Here is a 21,190-nt window from a genome sequence, read left to right as displayed (position 1 = left end):
ATAAATATGTATTGAAACCGGCCGAAGCCGCGTAACCCCGATTTCTTATCCGCCCAGCGGTCAAAAATACTTCCTCCTAGGAGCAAAAATGAATTTGTCGAACTTATTTAATCCGTTGCAAACCGCCAGCATGGAAGAAGAGTTTGATGCCATCAAAATCGGCATTGCCTCTCCCGAAACCATCCGCTCGTGGTCTTACGGCGAAGTAAAAAAGCCTGAAACCATCAACTACCGCACCTTTAAACCGGAACGCGATGGCCTGTTCTGCGCCAAAATTTTCGGCCCGGTCAAAGACTACGAATGTTTATGCGGCAAATACAAACGCCTGAAATTCAAAGGTGTAACCTGTGAAAAATGCGGCGTGGAAGTGACCTTGTCCAAAGTGCGCCGTGAACGCATGGGTCATATCGAACTGGCTGCGCCGGTTGCACATATCTGGTTTTTGAAATCACTGCCGTCCCGCTTGGGTATGGTATTGGACATGACCCTGCGCGACATTGAGCGTGTGTTGTACTTTGAAGCCTTTGTGGTTACCGACCCGGGCATGACTCCGCTGCAACGCCGCCAACTGCTGACCGAAGACGACTATTACAACAAACTCGACGAATACGGCGACGATTTCGACGCGAAAATGGGTGCGGAAGGCATCCGCGAGCTGCTGCGCACCTTGGATGTGGCCGGCGAAATCGAAGTATTGCGTCAGGAATTGGAATCCACCGGCTCCGACACCAAAATCAAAAAAATCGCCAAACGCCTGAAAGTATTGGAAGCCTTCCACCGCTCCGGCATGAAGCTGGAATGGATGATTATGGACGTGCTGCCGGTGCTGCCGCCGGATCTGCGCCCGCTGGTACCGCTGGACGGCGGCCGTTTCGCCACTTCCGACCTGAACGACCTGTACCGCCGCGTCATCAACCGCAACAACCGTCTGAAACGCCTGTTGGAGTTGCACGCGCCCGACATCATTGTGCGCAACGAAAAACGCATGCTGCAGGAAGCGGTGGATTCGCTGCTGGACAACGGCCGTCGCGGCAAAGCCATGACCGGTGCCAACAAACGCCCGCTCAAATCGCTGGCCGACATGATTAAAGGTAAAGGCGGCCGTTTCCGTCAAAACCTGTTGGGTAAACGCGTTGACTACTCCGGCCGTTCCGTGATTACCGTCGGCCCCTACCTGCGCCTGCACCAATGCGGTCTGCCGAAAAAAATGGCTCTGGAGCTGTTCAAGCCGTTTATTTTCCACAAGCTGGAAAAACAAGGCTTGGCCTCTACCGTGAAAGCGGCGAAAAAACTGGTTGAGCAGGAAGTGCCGGAAGTATGGGACATCTTGGAAGAAGTCATCCGCGAACATCCGATTATGCTCAACCGTGCGCCGACTCTGCACCGTTTGGGTATCCAAGCGTTTGAGCCGATTCTGATTGAAGGCAAAGCGATTCAGCTTCATCCGCTGGTTTGTGCCGCGTTCAACGCCGACTTCGACGGTGACCAAATGGCCGTCCACGTACCGCTGAGTCTGGAAGCGCAAATGGAAGCGCGCACGCTGATGCTGGCTTCCAACAATGTATTGTCGCCCGCCAACGGCGAGCCGATTATCGTGCCGTCGCAAGACATCGTATTGGGTCTGTATTACATGACCCGCGACAAAATCAATGCGCCGGGCGAAGGCAGCCTGTTTGCCGACGTGAAAGAAGTGCACCGCGCCTACCACACCAAACAAGTGGAATTGGGCACCAAAATCACCGTGCGCCTGCGCGAGTGGGTGAAAAACGAAGCGGGCGAATTCGAGCCGGTGGTCAACCGCTACGAAACCACCGTCGGCCGCGCGCTGTTGAGCGAAATCCTGCCCAAAGGCCTGCCGTTTGAATACATCAACAAGGCTTTGAAAAAGAAAGAAATTTCCAAGCTGATTAATGCCTCGTTCCGCTTGTGCGGCCTGCGCGACACCGTGATTTTCGCCGACCACCTGATGTATACCGGTTTCGGTTTTGCGGCCAAAGGCGGCATCTCGATTGCCGTGGACGACATGGAAATCCCGAAAGAGAAAGCCGCATTGCTGGCCGAAGCCAACGCCGAAGTGAAAGAAATCGAAGACCAATACCGCCAAGGTTTGGTGACCAACGGCGAGCGCTACAACAAAGTGGTGGATATTTGGGGTCGTGCCGGCGATAAAATCGCCAAAGCGATGATGGACAACCTGTCCAAACAAAAAGTTATCGACCGCGAAGGCAAAGAAGTAGACCAAGAGTCGTTCAACTCCATCTACATGATGGCCGATTCCGGTGCGCGTGGTTCGGCGGCGCAAATCAAACAGCTTTCCGGCATGCGCGGCCTGATGGCCAAACCGGACGGCTCGATTATCGAAACGCCGATTACTTCCAACTTCCGCGAAGGTCTGACCGTATTGCAATACTTTATTGCCACCCACGGTGCGCGTAAAGGTCTGGCCGATACCGCCTTGAAAACCGCCAACTCCGGTTATCTGACCCGCCGTCTGGTGGATGTAACCCAAGACTTGGTGGTGGTGGAAGACGACTGCGGCACTTCAGACGGCTTCGTCATGAAAGCCGTGGTGCAGGGCGGTGATGTTATCGAGCCCCTGCGCGACCGCATCCTCGGCCGCGTTACCGCCTCCGACGTGGTAGACCCCTCCAGCGGCGAAACGCTGGTGGAAGCCGGTACCTTGTTGAACGAACAATTGGTGGACAAAATCGACCAATCCGGTGTCGATGAAGTCAAAGTACGCACCCCGATTACCTGTAAAACCCGCCACGGTTTGTGCGCCCACTGCTACGGCCGCGACTTGGCGCGCGGTAAGTTGGTCAATGCGGGCGAGGCCGTCGGCGTGATTGCTGCCCAATCCATCGGCGAACCGGGTACCCAGCTGACCATGCGTACCTTCCACATCGGTGGTGCGGCATCACGTGCCGCCGCCGCCAGCCAAGTGGAAGCCAAATCCAACGGTACCGCCCGTTTCAGCAGCCAAATGCGTTATGTGGCCAACAACAAAGGCGAGCTGGTGGTCATCGGCCGCTCTTGCGAAGTGGTCATTCATGACGACATCGGCCGCGAACGCGAACGCCACAAAGTACCTTACGGCGCGATTTTGCTGGTGCAAGACGGCGAAGCCGTCAAAGCCGGTCAGACTTTGGCCACTTGGGATCCGCATACCCGTCCGATGATTACCGAACACGCCGGTTTGGTGAAATTCGAAAACGTGGAAGAGGGCGTAACCGTAGCCAAACAAACCGACGATGTGACCGGTTTGTCCACTTTGGTGGTAATCGACAGCAAACGCCGCTCCGCAGGCGCATCCAAACTGCTGCGTCCGACCGTGAAACTCTTGGACGAAAACGGCTTGGAAATCTGCATTCCAGGTACCTCTACCCCAGTATCTATGGCCTTCCCGGTAGGCGCGGTGATTACCGTGCGCGAAGGTCAGGAAATCGGCAAAGGCGACGTATTGGCGCGTATCCCGCAAGCCTCGTCCAAAACCCGCGACATTACCGGTGGTCTGCCGCGTGTGGCCGAGCTGTTTGAAGCGCGTATCCCGAAAGATGCCGGCATGTTGGCCGAAGTCACCGGTACCGTATCCTTTGGTAAAGAAACTAAAGGCAAACAGCGCATGATCATCACCGATGTGGACGGCGTGGCCTACGAAACCCTGATTTCCAAAGAGAAACAGATTCTGGTACACGACGGCCAAGTGGTGAACCGTGGTGAAACCATCGTCGACGGCGCGGTCGATCCGCACGACATCCTGCGTCTGCAAGGCATTGAAGCGCTGGCGCGTTATATCGTGCAAGAAGTGCAAGAGGTTTACCGTCTGCAAGGTGTGAAGATTTCCGACAAACACATCGAAGTCATCATCCGTCAAATGCTGCGCCGTGTGAACATCGCCGATTCCGGCGACACCTCGTTCATTACCGGCGAGCAGGTAGAGCGTGGCGAAGTGATGTTGGAAAACGAAAAAATGATGGCCGAAGGCAAAGAGCCGGCACGCTTTGAAAACGTGTTGCTGGGTATTACCAAAGCCTCATTGTCCACCGACAGCTTCATTTCTGCCGCATCGTTCCAAGAAACCACCCGCGTCCTCACCGAGGCCGCGATTATGGGCAAACAGGACGAACTGCGCGGCCTGAAAGAAAATGTCATCGTCGGCCGCCTGATTCCGGCCGGTACCGGCTTGAGCTACCACCGCAGCCGCCGTCTGCAAAGCCGGCCGGTTGAAGTGGAAACCGTGGAAACATCAGGCGAAGACGCTGCCGAGTAATCTTGTAGCGTTGTCTGCCAAGCAAACGCCGTACCTGAAAAGGTACGGCGTTTTTGTATATGATTCAGGTCGTCTGAAAAAGACCAATGTTTTCAGACGGCATATTCTGCTTTTGCTACAATACCGCCAAACACCTACATCGGGAAACGAAACATGTCATTCTTCCAGCAAACCGTTGTCAGCCAATACCTCAAGCAGCAGGATGCCGCAGTCATCCGCCGCCAGTGGGCGATCTTCCAAGCCATCTTCCATGATGCCGCCAAACAGCAAAACATCAGAAACTCCAAAGAAGAGCAATATCAGGAAGGCTTTTTGCGCGACCTGTTTGTCGCCGTATTGGGGCATACCATCAATCCCGAGCCCGATTGGAACCTGATTACCGAGCAGAAAAACCAAACCGACGGCAAAAAAGCCGATGCCGCCGTCCATCACGGCGGAAAAGTTATCGCCGTCATCGAGCTCAAAGGCACCGATACCACCGCCCTCGACAAAATCCAGGCTCAAGCCTTCGGCTATAAAAACAACCAAAGCGGTTGCCGCTACGTGGTTGTGTCCAATTTTCAAAAATTGCGCTTTTATATCGACAACGCCGTCGAATACCTCGAATGGGATTTGTTTGCCCTGACCGAAGCGCAATTCGGCCTGCTGTGGCTGTGCCTGCAACGGCATAATTTGGAAAGCGGTCTGCCCGCGCGTCTCAAAAGCGAAACCGTGTCCCGCGAAGAGGCCATTACCGCCCGGCTCTACCGCGACTACTCCGCCTTCAAGCGCGAACTGTTTGCCGATATGGTGGCCAACAACCCCCAATACGGCGAACTCGAACTCTTCAAAAAATCGCAAAAGCTGCTCGACCGCTTCCTGTTTATCCTCTTCGCCGAAGACCGCCACCTGCTGCCTGCCAACGAAATCAACACCATTATCGGCCAATGGCAGCAGCTCAAAGAGCTGGACGAAGACAAACCCCTGTATGAAAAAATCAAGCAGTATTTCAACCATCTGAATACCGGCCATCAGGCCAAGCGCGGCGAAATCTTCGCCTACAACGGCGGCCTGTTCAAGCCCGACGCGCTGCTCGACAGTCTTATCATCAGCGACAGCGTATTGCTTGCCCATCTGACGCGTTTGGCCGAATATGACTTCAACAGCGATGTCGACGTCAACATCCTCGGCCATATCTTTGAAAACTCATTAAACGAAATCGACGAAATCAAAGCCCGTATCAACGGCGAAACCATCGACAAAAAGCAAAGCAAGCGCAAAAAAGACGGCGTGTTTTATACCCCGCGCTATATCACCCGATACATCGTAGACCAGACCGTCGGCGCACTTTGCCGTGCCAAGAAAACCGAGCTGGCGATTGATGATGAAGATTACGCCTACACCAAACCCACCGCCAAAAACCGCCCCATTCTCGAAGGCCGTCTGAAAACCCTCGAAACCTACCGCGACTGGCTGTTGCAGCTCACCATCTGCGACCCCGCCTGCGGCAGCGGTGCTTTCCTCAACGAAGCCCTCAATTTCCTGATTGCCGAACACCGCTATATCGACGAACTTTCCGCCCGACTCGGCGGCGGCGAGTTGGTGTACCAAAACATCGAAAACAGCATTCTCGAGCGCAATCTCTACGGCGTAGACATCAACGAAGAAAGCGTGGAAATCGCCAAGCTGTCATTGTGGCTGCGCACCGCCCAGCCCCACCGCAAACTGTCCAGCTTAAGCAGCAACATCAAATGCGGCAATAGCCTCATCAGCGACCCTGCAATCGCAGGCGAGGCCGCCTTTGATTGGGAGAAAGAATTCCCTAATGTATTCAAGCAATTATCCCCCCCCGATAAATCGGGAAATACCGCATCAAAACAAGGCTTTGATGTCATTATCGGCAATCCGCCGTATGGGGCAAAGATTCAGAAGCAAGAGCAGAAATTTTATTTAGAGAATTATGAGACCCCTGCATATAAATTAGATAGTTATTCAATTTTTATTGAAAAATCAATGGATTTGGTTAAGCAAAATGGTTCGGTTGGTTTGATTGTGCCATATACTTGTTTGACTATCGAACAACATTTTAAGCTCAGACAGTTTCTTTTAAATTATGACTTTGAATCAATCATTAATTTACCGCAAAAGGTATTTACTGATGCTGATTTGGATACAATTATCATAAAAATTAACAAATGCTCTCCAAAGAAAATTATTCATCTGGGTTCAGCAAATGGAACAGAAATTATCAGTAATGAATCCATTATCAGATATGAAACAATTTCAAAAAATGCTGATTATTTGATAAATATGTACCTTTCAGATAATGATGTTCAACTTGTTGACAAGCTAAGGTCGTTTCCCGTTTTGTCCGAACAGTTTGATGTCTCTCAAGGTCTTATCCCTTATGATAAATATCGTGGGCATTCTGAAGAAACAATCAAAAACCGGATTTGGCACGCAGATTACAAAAAAGATGAAACTTATAAGAAGGAATTAAAGGGCGTCGATATTTCAAGATACTTCATCGAATGGAATGGAAATTTATGGGTGAGCTATGGAGACTGGCTTGCTGCTCCGCGTGAGAAAAAATACTTCACCAGCCCGCGAGTATTGGTTATGGAAATTACTCGGGGTGATTTTTATAAAATTAAATCTGTTTATACGGAAGAGGAATTTTATAATACGCCTTCAATTTTAAACATTATTAATAAGGATTTAAGTTCAAAAAATTTGAAGGAGTTGTCGGTAATTTTAAATTCGAGGCTGATAACGTGGTATCACATTAAAGCGCATTCAAAGGCAAATGCTGAAACCTCTATTCCCAAAATCTTGGTTAAAGACTTACGGAATATCCCTATACCGAAGAACTTAGAACAGCTAAAAGGATTAGCAGATAATTTGTTGGGTTTAAATCGCCAATTGTATGACACAATAACCCGTTTCCAACGCCTGATACAGCGGCGTTTCAAGCTCGATACCCTGAGCGGCCGTCTGCAAAGCTGGCACGAGTCCGATTATGCCGCTTTTGCCGCCGAATTGAAAAAAGCGCTTAAAAAAGCCAAACGCCCTGAAGATTTCGGCCTGAAAGCCGAATTGGAATGGGAAACTGTGTTTGAAGACGAACAAGAGGCGGTACGGGCGGTGCAGTCAGAGATTACAGCCGCTGAAGCCGCCACCGACCGCATGGTCTACGCCCTTTACGGCCTGACCGACGAGGAAATCCGTCTGATTGAAGCATAGGGCGGAGCGGCCGCCCGCCTGAATTTTGCGCCAAAGCCAACATGCCGTCTGAACATCCCGCATATTCAGACGGTATTGCTGCGGTACACACTACGGCTGCAGTCCGTTGAATGCCGTTTTCTTGTGGTAAAACAGCAAGGCCGTCTGAAAATTTGCGGTAATACGCCCGTGTTATTCTGTTTTTCAGACGGCCTTGGCCTGAATCTGGGTGTAAAAATGTTGCAAAATAAAAAGTTTAGCCGCTAATGCCTTGACTAAACCCTTGCCGGAAAACTATAATTCCGCTCTTGCCGACATGGTGTCGGTAAGTATTTCACTCAACAGGACGAGAAAATATGCCTACTATTAACCAATTGGTACGCAAAGGCCGTCAAAAGCCTGTGTACGTCAACAAAGTGCCCGCACTGGAAGCCTGCCCGCAAAAACGCGGCGTGTGCACCCGTGTGTACACCACTACTCCGAAAAAACCGAACTCTGCATTGCGTAAAGTATGTAAGGTGCGCCTGACCAACGGTTTCGAGGTGATTTCTTACATCGGTGGTGAAGGCCACAACCTGCAAGAGCACAGCGTGGTGCTGATTCGCGGCGGTCGTGTAAAAGACTTGCCGGGTGTGCGTTACCACACTGTACGCGGTTCTTTGGATACCGCCGGTGTTAAAGACCGTAAACAAGCCCGTTCCAAATACGGTGCGAAACGTCCTAAATAATTATTGGGGCTTTGATAGGCACGTCGGCCGCCTAGTGTGAAACGGCCGAGTAAGTGAATATCCGATGGATATTCATGGGAATGATTCCCGACTGAATAGATTAAAGGAAATTAAAATGCCACGACGTAGAGAAGTCCCCAAGCGCGACATATTGCCGGATCCGAAATTCGGTAGCGTTGAGCTGACCAAATTCATGAACGTGTTGATGATCGACGGTAAAAAATCGGTTGCCGAGCGCATCGTTTACGGTGCTTTGGCGCAAATCGAGAAAAAAACCGGCAAAGTCGCCATCGAAGTGTTCAACGAAGCCATTGCCAATGCCAAACCTATCGTGGAAGTGAAAAGCCGCCGTGTGGGTGGTGCAAACTACCAAGTTCCTGTTGAGGTTCGTCCTTCACGCCGCTTGGCTCTGGCAATGCGCTGGGTGCGCGATGCCGCCCGCAAACGCGGTGAGAAATCAATGGATCTGCGCTTGGCAGGCGAGTTGATTGATGCTTCCGAAGGCCGCGGCGGTGCGTTGAAAAAACGTGAAGAAGTACACCGTATGGCTGAAGCGAACAAAGCGTTCTCTCACTTCCGTTTCTAATTTTGAAAGGCTATTAAAATGGCTCGTAAGACCCCTATCGGCCTGTACCGCAATATCGGTATTTCTGCCCACATTGACGCGGGTAAAACCACCACAACCGAACGTATTTTGTTCTACACCGGCCTGACTCATAAACTGGGTGAAGTGCATGACGGTGCTGCCACTACCGACTGGATGGAGCAAGAACAAGAGCGCGGTATTACCATTACTTCTGCTGCGGTAACTTCTTACTGGGCAGGTATGGCGAAACAATTCCCGCTGCACCGCTTCAACATCATCGATACACCGGGACACGTTGACTTTACCGTAGAGGTAGAGCGTTCTATGCGTGTGTTGGATGGTGCGGTAATGGTTTACTGCGCAGTGGGTGGTGTACAACCTCAGTCTGAAACTGTATGGCGTCAGGCCAACAAATATCAAGTTCCGCGCTTGGCATTTGTAAATAAAATGGACCGTCAAGGTGCTAACTTCTTCCGCGTGGTCGAGCAAATGAAAACCCGTTTGCGCGCCAACCCTGTACCGATCGTGATTCCGGTGGGTGCGGAAGACAACTTCGAAGGCGTGGTTGATCTGCTGAAAATGAAAGCCATTATTTGGAATGAAGCCGACAAAGGTGTAACTTTCGAATATGGTGATATTCCGGCTGACTTGGTTGATACCGCTGAAGAATGGCGTCAAAACATGATTGAAGCCGCTGCAGAAGCCAACGAAGAGCTGATGGACAAATACTTGGGCGGCGAAGAGCTGACTGAGGAAGAAATTATCGGTGCTTTGCGTCAACGTACTTTGGCTGGTGAAATTCAACCGATGTTGTGTGGCTCTGCCTTTAAAAACAAAGGTGTACAACGTATGTTGGATGCGGTAATCGAATTGTTACCTGCGCCGACCGATATTCCGCCGGTACAAGGTGTAAAACCGGGTACTGAAGAACCGGATAGCCGCGAAGCCAGTGATGATGCACCGTTTGCTGCTTTGGCGTTCAAAATGATGAACGACAAATACGTAGGTAACTTGACCTTTATCCGTGTGTACTCAGGTGTGTTGAAATCAGGTGATACTGTGATCAACTCCGTTAAAGGTTCGCGCGAACGTATTGGTCGTTTGGTGCAAATGACTGCTAACGACCGTGACGAAATCGAAGAAGTACGTGCTGGCGATATCGCCGCTGCCATCGGTCTGAAAGACGTGGCAACCGGTGAAACCCTGTGTGCCGAGAATGCACAAATCATCTTGGAGCGCATGGAATTCCCTGAGCCGGTAATTCACGTTGCCGTTGAGCCGAAAACCAAAGCCGACCAAGAGAAAATGGGTATCGCCCTGAATCGTCTGGCTAAAGAAGACCCGTCTTTCCGCGTGCGTACTGACGAAGAATCCGGTCAAACCATTATTTCAGGTATGGGCGAGCTGCACTTGGAAATTATTGTTGACCGTATGAAACGCGAATTCGGTGTGGATGCTAACATTGGTGCGCCGCAAGTGGCTTACCGCGAAACCATCCGCAAAGAAGTCGAGTCTGAATACAAACACGCCAAACAGTCCGGTGGTAAAGGCCAATACGGTCACGTTGTCATCAAAATGGAACCGATGGAACCGGGTGGCGAAGGCTACGAGTTCATCGACGAAATTAAAGGCGGCGTGATTCCGCGTGAATTTATCCCGTCTGTGGACAAAGGTATCCGTGACACCCTGCCGAACGGTGTGGTTGCCGGCTTCCCGGTAGTAGATGTCCGCGTACGTTTGGTATTCGGTTCCTCGCATGATGTAGACTCTTCACAACTGGCGTTTGAATTGGCTGCTTCTCAAGCCTTTAAAGAAGGTATGCGCAAGGCTTCTCCTGCGTTGCTTGAGCCGATTATGGCTGTTGAAGTGGAAACTCCGGAAGAGTACATGGGCGACGTGATGGGCGACTTGAACCGTCGTCGCGGTATCGTACTGGGTATGGATGACGATGGTATCGGCGGTAAAAAAGTACGCGCCGAAGTACCGTTGGCTGAAATGTTCGGTTACTCTACCGACCTGCGCTCTGCCACTCAAGGCCGCGCAACTTACTCAATGGAATTCAAAAAATACGCTGAAGCTCCTGCGAACGTTGCCGCTGCTGTAACTGAAGCCCGCAAAGGCTAATCAGTAAACCAATAGGCCGTCTGAAAATCTGAACATGTTTCAGACGGCCTTAAATGCTCTTTAATCGATCTTTATTGAAAAGGAATTAGCTCATGGCTAAGGAAAAATTTGAACGTAGCAAACCGCACGTAAACGTTGGCACCATCGGTCACGTTGACCATGGTAAAACCACTCTGACTGCTGCTTTGACTACTATTTTGTCTAAAAAATTCGGTGGTGCGGCCAAAGCCTACGACCAAATCGACAATGCGCCGGAAGAAAAAGCCCGCGGTATTACCATTAATACTTCTCACGTAGAATACGAAACCGAAACCCGCCACTACGCTCACGTAGACTGCCCGGGACACGCCGACTATGTGAAAAATATGATTACCGGTGCCGCTCAGATGGACGGTGCAATTTTGGTGGTATCTGCTGCTGACGGTCCTATGCCGCAAACCCGCGAACACATCCTGTTGGCCCGCCAAGTAGGCGTACCGTACATTTTGGTGTTTATGAATAAATGCGACATGGTTGACGACGAAGAGTTGTTGGAACTGGTTGAGATGGAAATTCGCGACCTGCTGAGCAGCTACGATTTCCCGGGTGACGACTGCCCGATCGTTAAAGGTTCTGCCCTGAAAGCATTGGAAGGTGATACTTCTGAAATCGGCGAAACCGCAATCTTTGCATTGGCTGACGCTTTGGATGGCTACATTCCAACTCCGGAACGTGCTGTTGACAAACCGTTCCTGCTGCCGATCGAAGACGTATTCTCGATCTCTGGTCGTGGTACCGTAGTAACCGGTCGTGTAGAACGCGGTGTGATCCATGTGGGTGACGAGATTGAAATCGTTGGTCTGAAAGACACCCAAAAAACCACTTGTACCGGTGTGGAAATGTTCCGCAAACTGCTGGACGAAGGTCAAGCCGGTGACAACGTAGGTGTACTGCTGCGCGGTACCAAACGTGAAGAAGTGGAACGCGGTCAAGTATTGGCTAAACCGGGTTCTATCACTCCGCACACCAAATTTGAAGCAGAAGTTTACGTATTGAGCAAAGAAGAGGGTGGTCGTCACACTCCGTTCTTCGCGAACTACCGTCCGCAATTCTACTTCCGTACAACAGACGTGACCGGTGCGGTTACCTTGTCTGAGGGTGTGGAAATGGTAATGCCTGGTGAGAACGTAAAAATCACCGTAGAGCTGATTGCTCCGATTGCGATGGAAAACGGTTTGCGTTTTGCGATTCGTGAAGGTGGCCGTACCGTAGGTGCTGGCGTTGTTTCTAACGTAATCGCTTAATCAAGGATATAGACATATGGCAAACCAAAAAATCCGTATCCGCCTGAAAGCGTATGATTACAGTCTGATTGACCGTTCTGCGCAAGAAATCGTAGAAACTGCCAAACGTACTGGTGCAGTGGTAAAAGGCCCGATTCCTTTGCCGACTAAAATCGAACGTTTTGACATTCTGCGCTCTCCGCACGTGAACAAAACTTCTCGTGAGCAGTTGGAAATCCGTACGCACTTGCGTCTGATGGACATCGTTGACTGGACTGATAAAACTACCGATGCATTGATGAAGCTGGATCTGCCGGCCGGTGTGGATGTAGAAATTAAAGTCCAATAATCTGGTTTAGATTAGACAAACAAACCGGGCAGCTACGGCTGTTCGGTTTTGTTTTATCGGCTGAAAAGGCGATAATGCCGTCTGAAAAGCAGGTGTATCTGTTTTTAGACGGCATTTTACGCAAAACGCTAAGTTTTTATTGATATTTTTCTGTCTTATGCAGTATAATGGCGGACTTGGTACATTCGTATCAGGTTTTATTTTGTCCGAAGGCAGGCCAATCGTAGCCCGCCCCTTTACTTTAAAAGGAAAATAATCATGACTTTAGGTCTGGTTGGACGCAAAGTTGGCATGACTCGCGTGTTCGATGAACAAGGCGTTTCTATTCCGGTTACTGTGCTGGATATGTCTGCTAACCGCGTTACCCAAGTAAAATCCAAAGATACTGACGGCTATACGGCCGTGCAAGTTACCTTTGGTCAGAAAAAAGCAAACCGTGTCAATAAAACCGAAGCCGGTCATTTTGCGAAAGCAGGTGTTGAAGCCGGTCGTGGTTTGGTCGAGTTTGTTTTGACTGAAGAAAAATTGGCTGAATTGAAAGCAGGTGATGGAATCACTGTTTCCATGTTTGAAGTTGGCCAATTGGTTGATGTGACCGGTACCTCTAAAGGTAAAGGTTTCTCCGGTACAATCAAACGTCATAACTTTGATTCGCAACGTACTTCCCATGGTAACTCCCGTTCTCACCGTGTGCCGGGTTCTATTGGTATGGCACAAGATCCGGGGCGTGTATTCCGTGGTCAACGCATGGCCGGTCAATACGGCAACACTAAAGCAACTGTTCAAAAGCTGGAAGTTGTGCGTGTTGATGCCGAGCGTCAGCTGCTGTTGGTGAAGGGTGCTGTTCCTGGTTCGGTAAACAGTGATGTCGTGGTACGTCCCAGCGTGAAAGTAGGTGCGTAATGGAATTAAAAGTAATTGACGCAAAAGGACAGGTTTCAGGCAGCTTGGCTGTTTCTGATGCACTGTTTGCCCGCGAATACAACGAAGCTCTGGTGCACCAGTTGGTTACTGCGTTCTTGGCTAATGCTCGTTCAGGTAACCGAGCTCAGAAAACCCGTGCGGAAGTAAATCACTCCACTAAAAAACCGTGGCGTCAAAAAGGTACTGGCCGTGCGCGTTCCGGTATGACTTCCTCTCCGCTGTGGCGCAAAGGTGGTCGTGCATTCCCGAACAAGCCTGACGAAAATTTCACTCAAAAAGTGAACCGTAAAATGTATCGTGCAGGTATGGCCTCTATCTTGTCTCAGTTGGTACGTGATGAGCGTTTGTTTGCTATTGAGTCGCTGACTGCTGAAACGCCTAAAACTAAAGTTTTCGCCGAACAAGTGAAAAATTTGGGTTTGGAACAAGTCCTGTTTGTGACTAAACAGCTGGATGAAAATGTTTATTTGGCTTCACGCAACTTACCGAATGTACTGGTTTTGGAAGCCCAGCAAGTTGATCCGTACAGCTTGCTGCGCTACAAAAAAGTCATCATCACCAAAGATGCAGTTGCACAATTAGAGGAGCAATGGGTATGAATCAACAACGTTTGACTCAAGTGATTTTGGCACCTATCGTTTCTGAAAAAAGCAACGTATTGGCTGAACAACGCAATCAAATGACGTTTAAAGTATTGGGAAATGCAACTAAGCCGGAAATCAAAGCTGCTGTTGAGCTGCTGTTCGGTGTTCAGGTTGCCTCTGTGACTACTGTTACCATTAAAGGTAAAACCAAACGCTTTGGTCGCACTCTGGGTCGTCGTAGCGATGTTAAAAAGGCTTATGTGAGCCTGATCGCCGGCCAAGAGTTGGATTTGGATGCCGCTGCTGCAGCTGCAGAATAAGGAATAAGTAAATGGCAATCGTTAAAATGAAGCCTACCTCTGCAGGCCGTCGCGGCATGGTTCGCGTCGTAGCAGAAGGTTTGCATAAAGGTGCGCCTTACGCACCGCTGGTTGAGAAAAAAAATTCTACGGCCGGTCGTAATCATAATGGTCACATCACCATTCGTCATAAAGGTGGTGGCCACAAGCAACACTATCGTGTTGTCGATTTTAAACGTAACAAAGATGGTATTCCGGCAAAAGTTGAGCGTATCGAATACGATCCGAACCGTACTGCATTTATTGCTCTGCTGTGTTATGCGGATGGTGAGCGTCGTTACATTATTGCGCCTCGCGGTATTCAAGCTGGTGCAGTATTGGTTTCCGGTGCTGAGGCTGCGATTAAAGTTGGTAACACCCTGCCGATTCGTAACATTCCTGTTGGTACCACCATCCACTGTATTGAGATGAAACCTGGCAAAGGTGCGCAAATTGCTCGCTCTGCCGGTGCTTCTGCCGTACTGCTGGCTAAAGAAGGTGTATACGCCCAAGTGCGTTTGCGCTCTGGTGAGGTTCGTAAAATCCATGTAGATTGCCGAGCAACCATCGGTGAAGTGGGTAACGAAGAGCAAAGCCTGAAGAAAATCGGTAAAGCCGGTGCCAACCGTTGGCGCGGTATTCGTCCGACCGTACGCGGTGTTGTGATGAACCCTGTCGATCACCCGCATGGTGGTGGTGAAGGCCGTACCGGTGAAGCTCGTGAACCGGTTAGCCCATGGGGTACACCTGCTAAGGGTTACCGTACTCGTAATAACAAACGCACGGATAACATGATTGTCCGCCGTCGTTACTCTAATAAAGGTTGATTGATATGGCTCGTTCATTGAAAAAAGGCCCATACGTAGACCTGCATCTGTTGAAAAAAGTTGATGCGGCTCGTGCCAGCAACGACAAACGTCCGATCAAAACCTGGTCACGTCGTTCTACCATTTTGCCCGATTTTATCGGTCTGACCATCGCTGTGCACAATGGCCGCACTCACGTGCCGGTATTTATCAGCGACAACATGGTTGGTCACAAATTAGGTGAATTCTCATTGACCCGTACCTTTAAAGGCCACTTGGCCGATAAAAAGGCTAAAAAGAAATAAGGTGAATCATGAGAGTAAGTGCACAACATAAAAACGCCCGTATTTCAGCTCAGAAAGCCCGTTTGGTTGCTGATTTGATTCGTGGCAAAGACGTTGCCCAAGCTTTGAATATCTTGACTTTCAGCCCGAAAAAAGGTGCTGAGTTGATTAAAAAAGTTTTGGAATCAGCTATCGCAAATGCCGAGCACAACAACGGTGCTGACATTGACGAACTGAAAGTGGTCACCATTTTCGTTGACAAAGGCCCGAGCTTGAAACGTTTCCAAGCACGCGCTAAAGGTCGCGGTAACCGCATTGAAAAACAAACTTGTCATATCAATGTGACAGTGGGCAACTAAGGAAAAGCTATGGGACAAAAGATTAACCCTACAGGCTTTCGCCTGGCGGTAACCAAAGACTGGTCTTCTAAATGGTTTGCAAAAAGCAGCGAATTTCCGACCGTTCTGAAACAAGATATCGATGTTCGCAATTACTTGCGTACCCGCTTGGCGAATGCCTCTGTTGGTCGTGTAGTCATTGAACGCCCTGCTAAATCTGCACGTATTACTATCCATTCCGCTCGTCCGGGTGTGGTAATCGGTAAAAAAGGTGAGGACATCGAGATTCTGAAACGTGATCTGCAAGCCCTGATGGGTGTGCCGGTGCATGTGAATATTGAAGAAATCCGTAAGCCTGAGCTGGATGCGCAAATCATTGCAGATAGCATTGCTCAGCAATTGGAAAAACGCGTCCAATTCCGTCGTGCGATGAAACGTTCTATGCAGAATGCTATGCGCGCCGGTGCTAAAGGTATTAAGATTATGACCTCAGGCCGTCTGAATGGCGCGGATATTGCGCGCAGTGAGTGGTATCGCGAAGGCCGAGTGCCGTTGCATACTCTGCGTGCTAATGTGGATTACGCAACCAGCGAAGCGCACACGACTTACGGTGTGTTGGGTCTAAAAGTTTGGGTTTACACTGAAGGTGATGTGAAATCTTCAGCTAGACCTGAAGAGAAGAAACAAAGAAAGGCAGGTGGTCGTCATGCTGCAGCCAACTAGACTGAAATACCGCAAACAGCATAAAGGTCGTAATACTGGTATTGCTACCCGTGGTAACAAAGTAAGTTTCGGTGAATTCGGCTTGAAAGCCGTCGGTCGCGGTCGTCTGACTGCCCGTCAAATCGAAGCGGCGCGTCGTACCATGACCCGTCACATCAAACGTGGCGGTCGTATTTGGATTCGCGTATTCCCGGATAAGCCGATTACTGAGAAACCGATTCAGGTTCGTATGGGTGGCGGTAAAGGTAACGTTGAATACTATGTTGCCGAAATCAAACCAGGAAAAGTATTGTACGAAATGGATGGCGTAGCAGAATCATTGGCTCGTGAAGCCTTTGAGTTGGCTGCTGCCAAACTGCCGATTCCTACAACTTTTGTCGTTAGACAGGTAGGTCAATAATGAAAGCAAATGAATTGAAAGACAAATCTGTTGAGCAATTAAATGCTGATCTGCTTGACTTGCTGAAAACACAATTCGGCTTGCGTATGCAAAATGCCACCGGCCAGTTGGGTAAACCCAGCGAGCTCAAACGTGTGCGTCGCGAAATTGCTCGTATTAAAACCGTTTTAACTGAAAAAGGTGCCAAGTAATGAGCGAAGCTAAAAACGTTCGTACTTTGCAAGGCAAAGTCGTAAGTGACAAAATGGACAAAACTGTAACCGTATTGGTGGAACGTAAAGTAAAACATCCGCTGTATGGTAAAATCATCCGCCAATCTACCAAAATTCATGCTCATGACGAAAACAATGAGTTTGGCATTGGTGATGTGGTGGTGATTGCAGAGTCTCGTCCGTTGTCTAAAACCAAATCTTGGGTTGTTAAAGAACTGGTTGAAAAGGCACGTACTGTTTAATTTTTGAGACAGTAATGCATTAATAAGAAACGAAGTATTGCAGCAAATGGAATTTGCGTGTAAACTTCGTTTCTTGTCTTTCAGTGTCTTGCTGAAAGTTTCTTCCCGTCGGGATCCAAGACTGGTTTACTAGAACCGTGATGGTTTCATCTTGTGAACAACAATCGAGTTGTGAGCCTGATGAAAAGGGTAAATTAAGTTGGTTAATTTAAAGGTAATAACATGATTCAAATGCAGACCATCTTAGATGTGGCTGATAACTCTGGTGCGCGCCGTGTAATGTGCATCAAGGTATTGGGCGGATCTAAGCGTCGCTATGCTTCGGTTGGCGATATTATTAAAGTTGCAGTTAAAGATGCCGCACCTCGTGGCCGTGTAAAAAAAGGTGATGTTTATAATGCTGTTGTCGTTCGTACGGCAAAAGGTGTACGTCGCCCGGATGGTGCGTTGATTAAATTCGATAACAATGCAGCCGTTTTGCTGAATAATAAACTTGAACCTATGGGTACCCGCATTTTTGGTCCGGTAACCCGCGAGTTGCGTACTGAACGATTTATGAAAATTGTTTCATTGGCACCTGAAGTTTTGTAAGGAAAATAGCGATGGGCAAAATTATCAAAGGCGATCAAGTAATCGTTATTGCCGGTAAAGATAAAGGTAAGCAAGGTCAAGTGGTTCGTGTATTGGGTAAGAAAATTGTGGTTGAAGGTGTGAATGTTGTAAAACGTCATCAAAAACCAAATCCCATGCGCGGTGTAGAAGGTGGTATCGTTGCAAAAGAAATGCCGTTGGCGATTTCTAATGTGGCAATTCTGAATCCGGAAACCAATAAAGCAGACCGTGTCGGTATTAAACTGATTGAAGGCGAAGGTAAAGTAAAACGTGTTCGCTTCTTCAAATCTAACGGCTCTATCATCGGAGCGTAAGGAGATAATATGGCTCGTTTGAGAGAGTTTTACAAAGACACTGTTGTGCCTGAGTTGGTGAAGCAGTTCGGCTACAAATCTGTAATGGAAGTGCCACGTATTGAAAAAATTACCCTGAATATGGGTGTTGGCGAAGCGGTTGCGGATAAGAAAGTAATGGAACATGCTGTTTCTGATTTGGAAAAAATCGCCGGCCAGAAACCTGTCGTTACCGTTGCACGTAAGTCGATTGCAGGCTTTAAAATCCGCGATAACTATCCGGTCGGTTGTAAAGTAACTTTGCGTCGCGATCAGATGTTTGAATTTTTGGATCGTCTGATTACTATCGCATTGCCCCGTGTGCGTGACTTCCGCGGTGTAAATGGTAAATCATTTGACGGTCGCGGAAACTACAATATGGGTGTGCGCGAACAAATCATTTTCCCGGAAATTGAATACGATAAAATCGATGCTTTGCGTGGTTTAAACATCACTATTACCACTACTGCAAAAACTGACGAAGAAGCCAAGGCTTTGCTGTCTCTGTTCAAATTTCCGTTTAAAGGATAATCAATGGCTAAGAAAGCACTTATTAATCGCGAGCTGAAACGTCAGGCTCTGGCGAAAAAATATGCAGCTAAGCGCGAAGCGATTTTTGCAGTAATTAACGATGCAAACGCTACTGATGAAGAACGTTTTGAAGCGCGTTTGAAATTCCAAGCGATTCCTCGCAATGCAGCACCTGTGCGTCAACGTCGTCGTTGTGCTTTAACAGGTCGTCCTCGTGGCACATTCCGTAAATTCGGTTTGGGTCGTATTAAAATCCGTGAAATCGCAATGCGTGGCGAAATTCCGGGTGTTGTTAAAGCTAGCTGGTAATAGGAGTATTAATAATGAGTATGCATGATCCTATTTCCGATATGTTGACTCGTATCCGCAATGCACAACGTGCAAGCAAAGCTGCGGTTGCTATGCCTTCTTCTAAACTGAAATGCGCAATTGCCAAGGTTTTGAAAGAAGAAGGTTACATCGAGGATTTTGCGGTTTCTGCTGATGCGAAACCGGTATTGGAAATTCAATTGAAATACTATGCAGGTCGTCCTGTAATCGAACAAATCAAACGTGTTTCGCGTCCTGGTTTGCGTATTTACAAAGCGTCTAGCGAGATTCCTAGCGTCATGAACGGTTTGGGTGTTGCTATCGTTAGTACTTCTAAAGGTGTAATGACTGACCGTAAAGCCCGTTCCGAAGGTGTGGGTGGTGAGTTGTTGTGCATCGTAGCCTAGTGGAGAAAAATAAATGTCACGTGTAGCAAAAAACCCAGTGACTGTTCCTGCTGGGGTTGAAGTAAAATTTGGAACTGAGGCATTGGTCATCAAAGGTAAAAATGGCGAATTGTCTTTCCCGCTGCCTGCTGATGTCGCTATTGAGCTGAATGACAGCCAACTGACTTTTGCTGCTAAAAACGGCAGCAAACAGGCAAATGCAATGTCCGGTACTGCCCGTGCATTGGTAAACAATATGGTTAAAGGCGTTTCAGAAGGTTTTGAGAAAAAACTGCAACTGATTGGCGTGGGTTACCGCGCACAGGCTCAAGGTAAGACCTTGAACCTGTCTTTGGGTTTTTCTCATCCTATCGTTTACGAAATGCCTGAAGGTGTAGCCGTTCAAACACCTAGCCAAACAGAGATTGTTTTGACTGGTGCTGATAAACAAGTTGTTGGCCAAGTTGCTGCCGAAATCCGTGCCTTCCGTTCTCCTGAGCCTTACAAAGGTAAAGGTGTTCGTTATGTAGGCGAGGTGGTAGTGATGAAAGAAGCCAAGAAAAAATAATTGAGGTTCACTAATGAATAAACATGCAACCCGACTCCGTCGTGCACGTAAAACCCGTGCACGTATTGCGGACTTGAAAATGGTAAGATTATGCGTGTTCCGCACGAATAATCACATTTATGCTCAAGTAATTAGTGCTGAAGGTGATAAAGTATTGGCTCAAGCCTCTACCTTGGAAGCTGAAGTACGTGGCAGCCTGAAATCTGGCAGCAATGTTGAAGCGGCTGCGGTGGTAGGTAAGCGTATTGCGGAAAAAGCAAAAGCAGCAGGTGTAGAAAAAGTTGCTTTTGACCGTTCAGGTTTTCAATATCACGGTCGTGTGAAAGCTTTGGCTGAAGCTGCACGTGAAAATGGTTTAAGCTTCTAATATTCGGAGACTTTCAGATGGCAAAACATGAAATTGAAGAACGCGGTGACGGCCTGATCGAAAAGATGGTCGCAGTAAACCGTGTAACTAAAGTGGTCAAAGGCGGTCGCATCATGGCTTTCTCTGCGCTGACAGTTGTCGGTGATGGTGATGGTCGTATCGGTATGGGTAAAGGCAAATCTAAAGAAGTGCCAGTAGCCGTACAAAAAGCCATGGATCAAGCACGTCGCTCCATGATTAAAGTACCTTTGAAAAATGGTACTATTCATCATGAAGTGATTGGTCGTCACGGTGCGACCCGTGTCTTTATGCAGCCTGCTAAAGAAGGTAGCGGTGTAAAAGCCGGCGGTCCGATGCGTTTGGTATTTGATGCAATGGGTATCCATAACATCTCTGCTAAAGTACACGGTTCTACCAATCCGTACAATATTGTACGTGCGACTTTGGACGGTCTGTCTAAATTATATACTCCTGCTGATATTGCTGCTAAACGTGGCTTAACAGTAGAGGAAATTTTGGGAGCGAACCATGACTGAGCAAAAGAAAATCAAAGTAACTTTGGTTAAAAGCCTGATTGGTACAATTGAGTCTCATCGTGCTTGTGCACGCGGTTTAGGTTTGCGCCGCCGCGAGCATACTGTCGAAGTTTTGGATACCCCTGAAAATCGCGGTATGATTAACAAAATTAGCTACCTGTTGAAAGTGGAGTCGTAA

The 21,190-nt window shown here is 48.6% G+C and carries 26 protein-coding genes; all 26 read left to right on the top strand.

Features of this window, described 5'->3' with window-relative positions; translation table 11 throughout:
* The first annotated feature begins 88 nt into the window (after positions 1–88).
* The 26 genes from rpoC to rpmD all read left to right on the top strand — a co-directional run bounded on the left by rpoC (position 89) and on the right by rpmD (position 21,190).
* The gene (gene rpoC / locus J2T37_RS04795) at positions 89–4,270 is read left to right on the top strand and encodes a DNA-directed RNA polymerase subunit beta' (protein WP_253354156.1); all 4,182 of its coding nucleotides are present in this window, start codon (positions 89–91) and stop codon (positions 4,268–4,270) included.
* Between the two features lie 153 nt (positions 4,271–4,423).
* Positions 4,424–7,492 (top strand): Eco57I restriction-modification methylase domain-containing protein, encoded by a 3,069-nt coding sequence (locus J2T37_RS04790; RefSeq protein ID WP_253354154.1) that lies wholly within the window; start codon positions 4,424–4,426, stop codon positions 7,490–7,492.
* A gap of 335 nt (positions 7,493–7,827) precedes the next feature.
* Positions 7,828–8,199, top strand: a complete 372-nt coding sequence (gene rpsL, locus J2T37_RS04785; protein ID WP_002218431.1) for a 30S ribosomal protein S12 — start codon at positions 7,828–7,830, stop codon at positions 8,197–8,199.
* Between the two features lie 115 nt (positions 8,200–8,314).
* Positions 8,315–8,785: a 30S ribosomal protein S7 gene (gene rpsG / locus J2T37_RS04780; RefSeq protein WP_253354152.1), complete on the top strand. Its 471-nt coding sequence runs from the start codon at positions 8,315–8,317 to the stop codon at positions 8,783–8,785.
* 18 nt (positions 8,786–8,803) lie between these two features.
* Positions 8,804–10,909 carry an elongation factor G gene (gene fusA / locus J2T37_RS04775; RefSeq protein WP_253354149.1) on the top strand — a complete coding sequence of 702 codons (2,106 nt, stop codon included), beginning with the start codon at positions 8,804–8,806 and terminating at the stop codon, positions 10,907–10,909.
* Positions 10,910–11,001: 92 nt separating this feature from the next.
* Positions 11,002–12,192: an elongation factor Tu gene (gene tuf, locus J2T37_RS04770; RefSeq protein ID WP_253354147.1), complete on the top strand. Its 1,191-nt coding sequence runs from the start codon at positions 11,002–11,004 to the stop codon at positions 12,190–12,192.
* 16 nt (positions 12,193–12,208) lie between these two features.
* The gene (gene rpsJ, locus J2T37_RS04765; protein WP_244785050.1) at positions 12,209–12,520 is read left to right on the top strand and encodes a 30S ribosomal protein S10; all 312 of its coding nucleotides are present in this window, start codon (positions 12,209–12,211) and stop codon (positions 12,518–12,520) included.
* Between the two features lie 258 nt (positions 12,521–12,778).
* Complete coding sequence (rplC, locus tag J2T37_RS04760) at positions 12,779–13,423, top strand: 50S ribosomal protein L3 (protein ID WP_253354145.1); 645 nt, start codon at positions 12,779–12,781, stop codon at positions 13,421–13,423.
* On the top strand, positions 13,423–14,043 hold the full coding sequence (gene rplD / locus J2T37_RS04755; protein ID WP_066077362.1) for a 50S ribosomal protein L4: 621 nt from the start codon (positions 13,423–13,425) through the stop codon (positions 14,041–14,043). The genes rplC and rplD overlap by 1 nt, the downstream gene beginning before the upstream one ends.
* Entirely contained in the window at positions 14,040–14,348 is a 309-nt protein-coding gene (gene rplW / locus J2T37_RS04750) for a 50S ribosomal protein L23 (RefSeq protein ID WP_253354143.1), read from the top strand. The genes rplD and rplW overlap by 4 nt, the downstream gene beginning before the upstream one ends.
* Before the next feature lie 11 nt (positions 14,349–14,359).
* Entirely contained in the window at positions 14,360–15,193 is an 834-nt protein-coding gene (gene rplB, locus J2T37_RS04745; RefSeq protein WP_253354141.1) for a 50S ribosomal protein L2, read from the top strand.
* Between the two features lie 5 nt (positions 15,194–15,198).
* On the top strand, positions 15,199–15,477 hold the full coding sequence (rpsS, locus tag J2T37_RS04740) for a 30S ribosomal protein S19 (protein ID WP_002215422.1): 279 nt from the start codon (positions 15,199–15,201) through the stop codon (positions 15,475–15,477).
* 8 nt (positions 15,478–15,485) lie between these two features.
* Positions 15,486–15,815: a 50S ribosomal protein L22 gene (gene rplV / locus J2T37_RS04735; RefSeq protein WP_253354139.1), complete on the top strand. Its 330-nt coding sequence runs from the start codon at positions 15,486–15,488 to the stop codon at positions 15,813–15,815.
* Positions 15,816–15,824: 9 nt separating this feature from the next.
* The gene (gene rpsC, locus J2T37_RS04730; protein ID WP_253354137.1) at positions 15,825–16,517 is read left to right on the top strand and encodes a 30S ribosomal protein S3; all 693 of its coding nucleotides are present in this window, start codon (positions 15,825–15,827) and stop codon (positions 16,515–16,517) included.
* Positions 16,501–16,917 carry a 50S ribosomal protein L16 gene (rplP, locus tag J2T37_RS04725; protein ID WP_253354136.1) on the top strand — a complete coding sequence of 139 codons (417 nt, stop codon included), beginning with the start codon at positions 16,501–16,503 and terminating at the stop codon, positions 16,915–16,917. The genes rpsC and rplP overlap by 17 nt, the downstream gene beginning before the upstream one ends.
* Positions 16,917–17,108, top strand: a complete 192-nt coding sequence (gene rpmC / locus J2T37_RS04720; RefSeq protein WP_253354135.1) for a 50S ribosomal protein L29 — start codon at positions 16,917–16,919, stop codon at positions 17,106–17,108. The genes rplP and rpmC overlap by 1 nt, the downstream gene beginning before the upstream one ends.
* The gene (gene rpsQ, locus J2T37_RS04715; RefSeq protein ID WP_253354134.1) at positions 17,108–17,371 is read left to right on the top strand and encodes a 30S ribosomal protein S17; all 264 of its coding nucleotides are present in this window, start codon (positions 17,108–17,110) and stop codon (positions 17,369–17,371) included. Before rpmC ends, rpsQ begins: the two co-directional genes overlap by 1 nt.
* A gap of 222 nt (positions 17,372–17,593) precedes the next feature.
* Complete coding sequence (gene rplN, locus J2T37_RS04710; RefSeq protein ID WP_066077345.1) at positions 17,594–17,962, top strand: 50S ribosomal protein L14; 369 nt, start codon at positions 17,594–17,596, stop codon at positions 17,960–17,962.
* 11 nt (positions 17,963–17,973) lie between these two features.
* Positions 17,974–18,297, top strand: coding sequence for a 50S ribosomal protein L24 (gene rplX / locus J2T37_RS04705; RefSeq protein ID WP_253354133.1), 324 nt, complete (start codon positions 17,974–17,976; stop codon positions 18,295–18,297).
* 9 nt (positions 18,298–18,306) lie between these two features.
* A complete protein-coding gene (rplE, locus tag J2T37_RS04700) occupies positions 18,307–18,846 on the top strand; it encodes a 50S ribosomal protein L5 (protein ID WP_070496111.1) in 540 nt (179 codons plus the stop codon).
* Positions 18,847–18,849: 3 nt separating this feature from the next.
* Entirely contained in the window at positions 18,850–19,155 is a 306-nt protein-coding gene (rpsN, locus tag J2T37_RS04695) for a 30S ribosomal protein S14 (protein ID WP_253354132.1), read from the top strand.
* A 14-nt stretch (positions 19,156–19,169) separates the two neighbouring features.
* Positions 19,170–19,562 (top strand): 30S ribosomal protein S8, encoded by a 393-nt coding sequence (rpsH, locus tag J2T37_RS04690; RefSeq protein ID WP_253354131.1) that lies wholly within the window; start codon positions 19,170–19,172, stop codon positions 19,560–19,562.
* A 13-nt stretch (positions 19,563–19,575) separates the two neighbouring features.
* Positions 19,576–20,109 carry a 50S ribosomal protein L6 gene (rplF, locus tag J2T37_RS04685; RefSeq protein ID WP_253354129.1) on the top strand — a complete coding sequence of 178 codons (534 nt, stop codon included), beginning with the start codon at positions 19,576–19,578 and terminating at the stop codon, positions 20,107–20,109.
* A 13-nt stretch (positions 20,110–20,122) separates the two neighbouring features.
* Positions 20,123–20,476 (top strand): 50S ribosomal protein L18, encoded by a 354-nt coding sequence (gene rplR / locus J2T37_RS04680; RefSeq protein WP_253354127.1) that lies wholly within the window; start codon positions 20,123–20,125, stop codon positions 20,474–20,476.
* 17 nt (positions 20,477–20,493) lie between these two features.
* Entirely contained in the window at positions 20,494–21,012 is a 519-nt protein-coding gene (gene rpsE, locus J2T37_RS04675; RefSeq protein ID WP_123795173.1) for a 30S ribosomal protein S5, read from the top strand.
* Positions 21,005–21,190, top strand: coding sequence for a 50S ribosomal protein L30 (gene rpmD / locus J2T37_RS04670; RefSeq protein ID WP_003684808.1), 186 nt, complete (start codon positions 21,005–21,007; stop codon positions 21,188–21,190). The genes rpsE and rpmD overlap by 8 nt, the downstream gene beginning before the upstream one ends.

The organism is Neisseria perflava (genome assembly GCF_024170405.1).
In the GTDB taxonomy this organism is placed as follows: Bacteria; Pseudomonadota; Gammaproteobacteria; order Burkholderiales; family Neisseriaceae; genus Neisseria; species Neisseria perflava_B.
Note: the sequence above shows the minus strand (reverse complement) of the source record. Positions and strands in the feature narration are given on the sequence as shown.

Coding starts and splice junctions, on each gene's coding strand:
- rpoC (WP_253354156.1), top strand. CDS start 89: ATGAATTTGTCGAACTTATTTAATCCGTTGCAAACCGCCAGCATGGAA.
- J2T37_RS04790 (WP_253354154.1), top strand. CDS start 4,424: ATGTCATTCTTCCAGCAAACCGTTGTCAGCCAATACCTCAAGCAGCAG.
- rpsL (WP_002218431.1), top strand. CDS start 7,828: ATGCCTACTATTAACCAATTGGTACGCAAAGGCCGTCAAAAGCCTGTG.
- rpsG (WP_253354152.1), top strand. CDS start 8,315: ATGCCACGACGTAGAGAAGTCCCCAAGCGCGACATATTGCCGGATCCG.
- fusA (WP_253354149.1), top strand. CDS start 8,804: ATGGCTCGTAAGACCCCTATCGGCCTGTACCGCAATATCGGTATTTCT.
- tuf (WP_253354147.1), top strand. CDS start 11,002: ATGGCTAAGGAAAAATTTGAACGTAGCAAACCGCACGTAAACGTTGGC.
- rpsJ (WP_244785050.1), top strand. CDS start 12,209: ATGGCAAACCAAAAAATCCGTATCCGCCTGAAAGCGTATGATTACAGT.
- rplC (WP_253354145.1), top strand. CDS start 12,779: ATGACTTTAGGTCTGGTTGGACGCAAAGTTGGCATGACTCGCGTGTTC.
- rplD (WP_066077362.1), top strand. CDS start 13,423: ATGGAATTAAAAGTAATTGACGCAAAAGGACAGGTTTCAGGCAGCTTG.
- rplW (WP_253354143.1), top strand. CDS start 14,040: ATGAATCAACAACGTTTGACTCAAGTGATTTTGGCACCTATCGTTTCT.
- rplB (WP_253354141.1), top strand. CDS start 14,360: ATGGCAATCGTTAAAATGAAGCCTACCTCTGCAGGCCGTCGCGGCATG.
- rpsS (WP_002215422.1), top strand. CDS start 15,199: ATGGCTCGTTCATTGAAAAAAGGCCCATACGTAGACCTGCATCTGTTG.
- rplV (WP_253354139.1), top strand. CDS start 15,486: ATGAGAGTAAGTGCACAACATAAAAACGCCCGTATTTCAGCTCAGAAA.
- rpsC (WP_253354137.1), top strand. CDS start 15,825: ATGGGACAAAAGATTAACCCTACAGGCTTTCGCCTGGCGGTAACCAAA.
- rplP (WP_253354136.1), top strand. CDS start 16,501: ATGCTGCAGCCAACTAGACTGAAATACCGCAAACAGCATAAAGGTCGT.
- rpmC (WP_253354135.1), top strand. CDS start 16,917: ATGAAAGCAAATGAATTGAAAGACAAATCTGTTGAGCAATTAAATGCT.
- rpsQ (WP_253354134.1), top strand. CDS start 17,108: ATGAGCGAAGCTAAAAACGTTCGTACTTTGCAAGGCAAAGTCGTAAGT.
- rplN (WP_066077345.1), top strand. CDS start 17,594: ATGATTCAAATGCAGACCATCTTAGATGTGGCTGATAACTCTGGTGCG.
- rplX (WP_253354133.1), top strand. CDS start 17,974: ATGGGCAAAATTATCAAAGGCGATCAAGTAATCGTTATTGCCGGTAAA.
- rplE (WP_070496111.1), top strand. CDS start 18,307: ATGGCTCGTTTGAGAGAGTTTTACAAAGACACTGTTGTGCCTGAGTTG.
- rpsN (WP_253354132.1), top strand. CDS start 18,850: ATGGCTAAGAAAGCACTTATTAATCGCGAGCTGAAACGTCAGGCTCTG.
- rpsH (WP_253354131.1), top strand. CDS start 19,170: ATGAGTATGCATGATCCTATTTCCGATATGTTGACTCGTATCCGCAAT.
- rplF (WP_253354129.1), top strand. CDS start 19,576: ATGTCACGTGTAGCAAAAAACCCAGTGACTGTTCCTGCTGGGGTTGAA.
- rplR (WP_253354127.1), top strand. CDS start 20,123: ATGAATAAACATGCAACCCGACTCCGTCGTGCACGTAAAACCCGTGCA.
- rpsE (WP_123795173.1), top strand. CDS start 20,494: ATGGCAAAACATGAAATTGAAGAACGCGGTGACGGCCTGATCGAAAAG.
- rpmD (WP_003684808.1), top strand. CDS start 21,005: ATGACTGAGCAAAAGAAAATCAAAGTAACTTTGGTTAAAAGCCTGATT.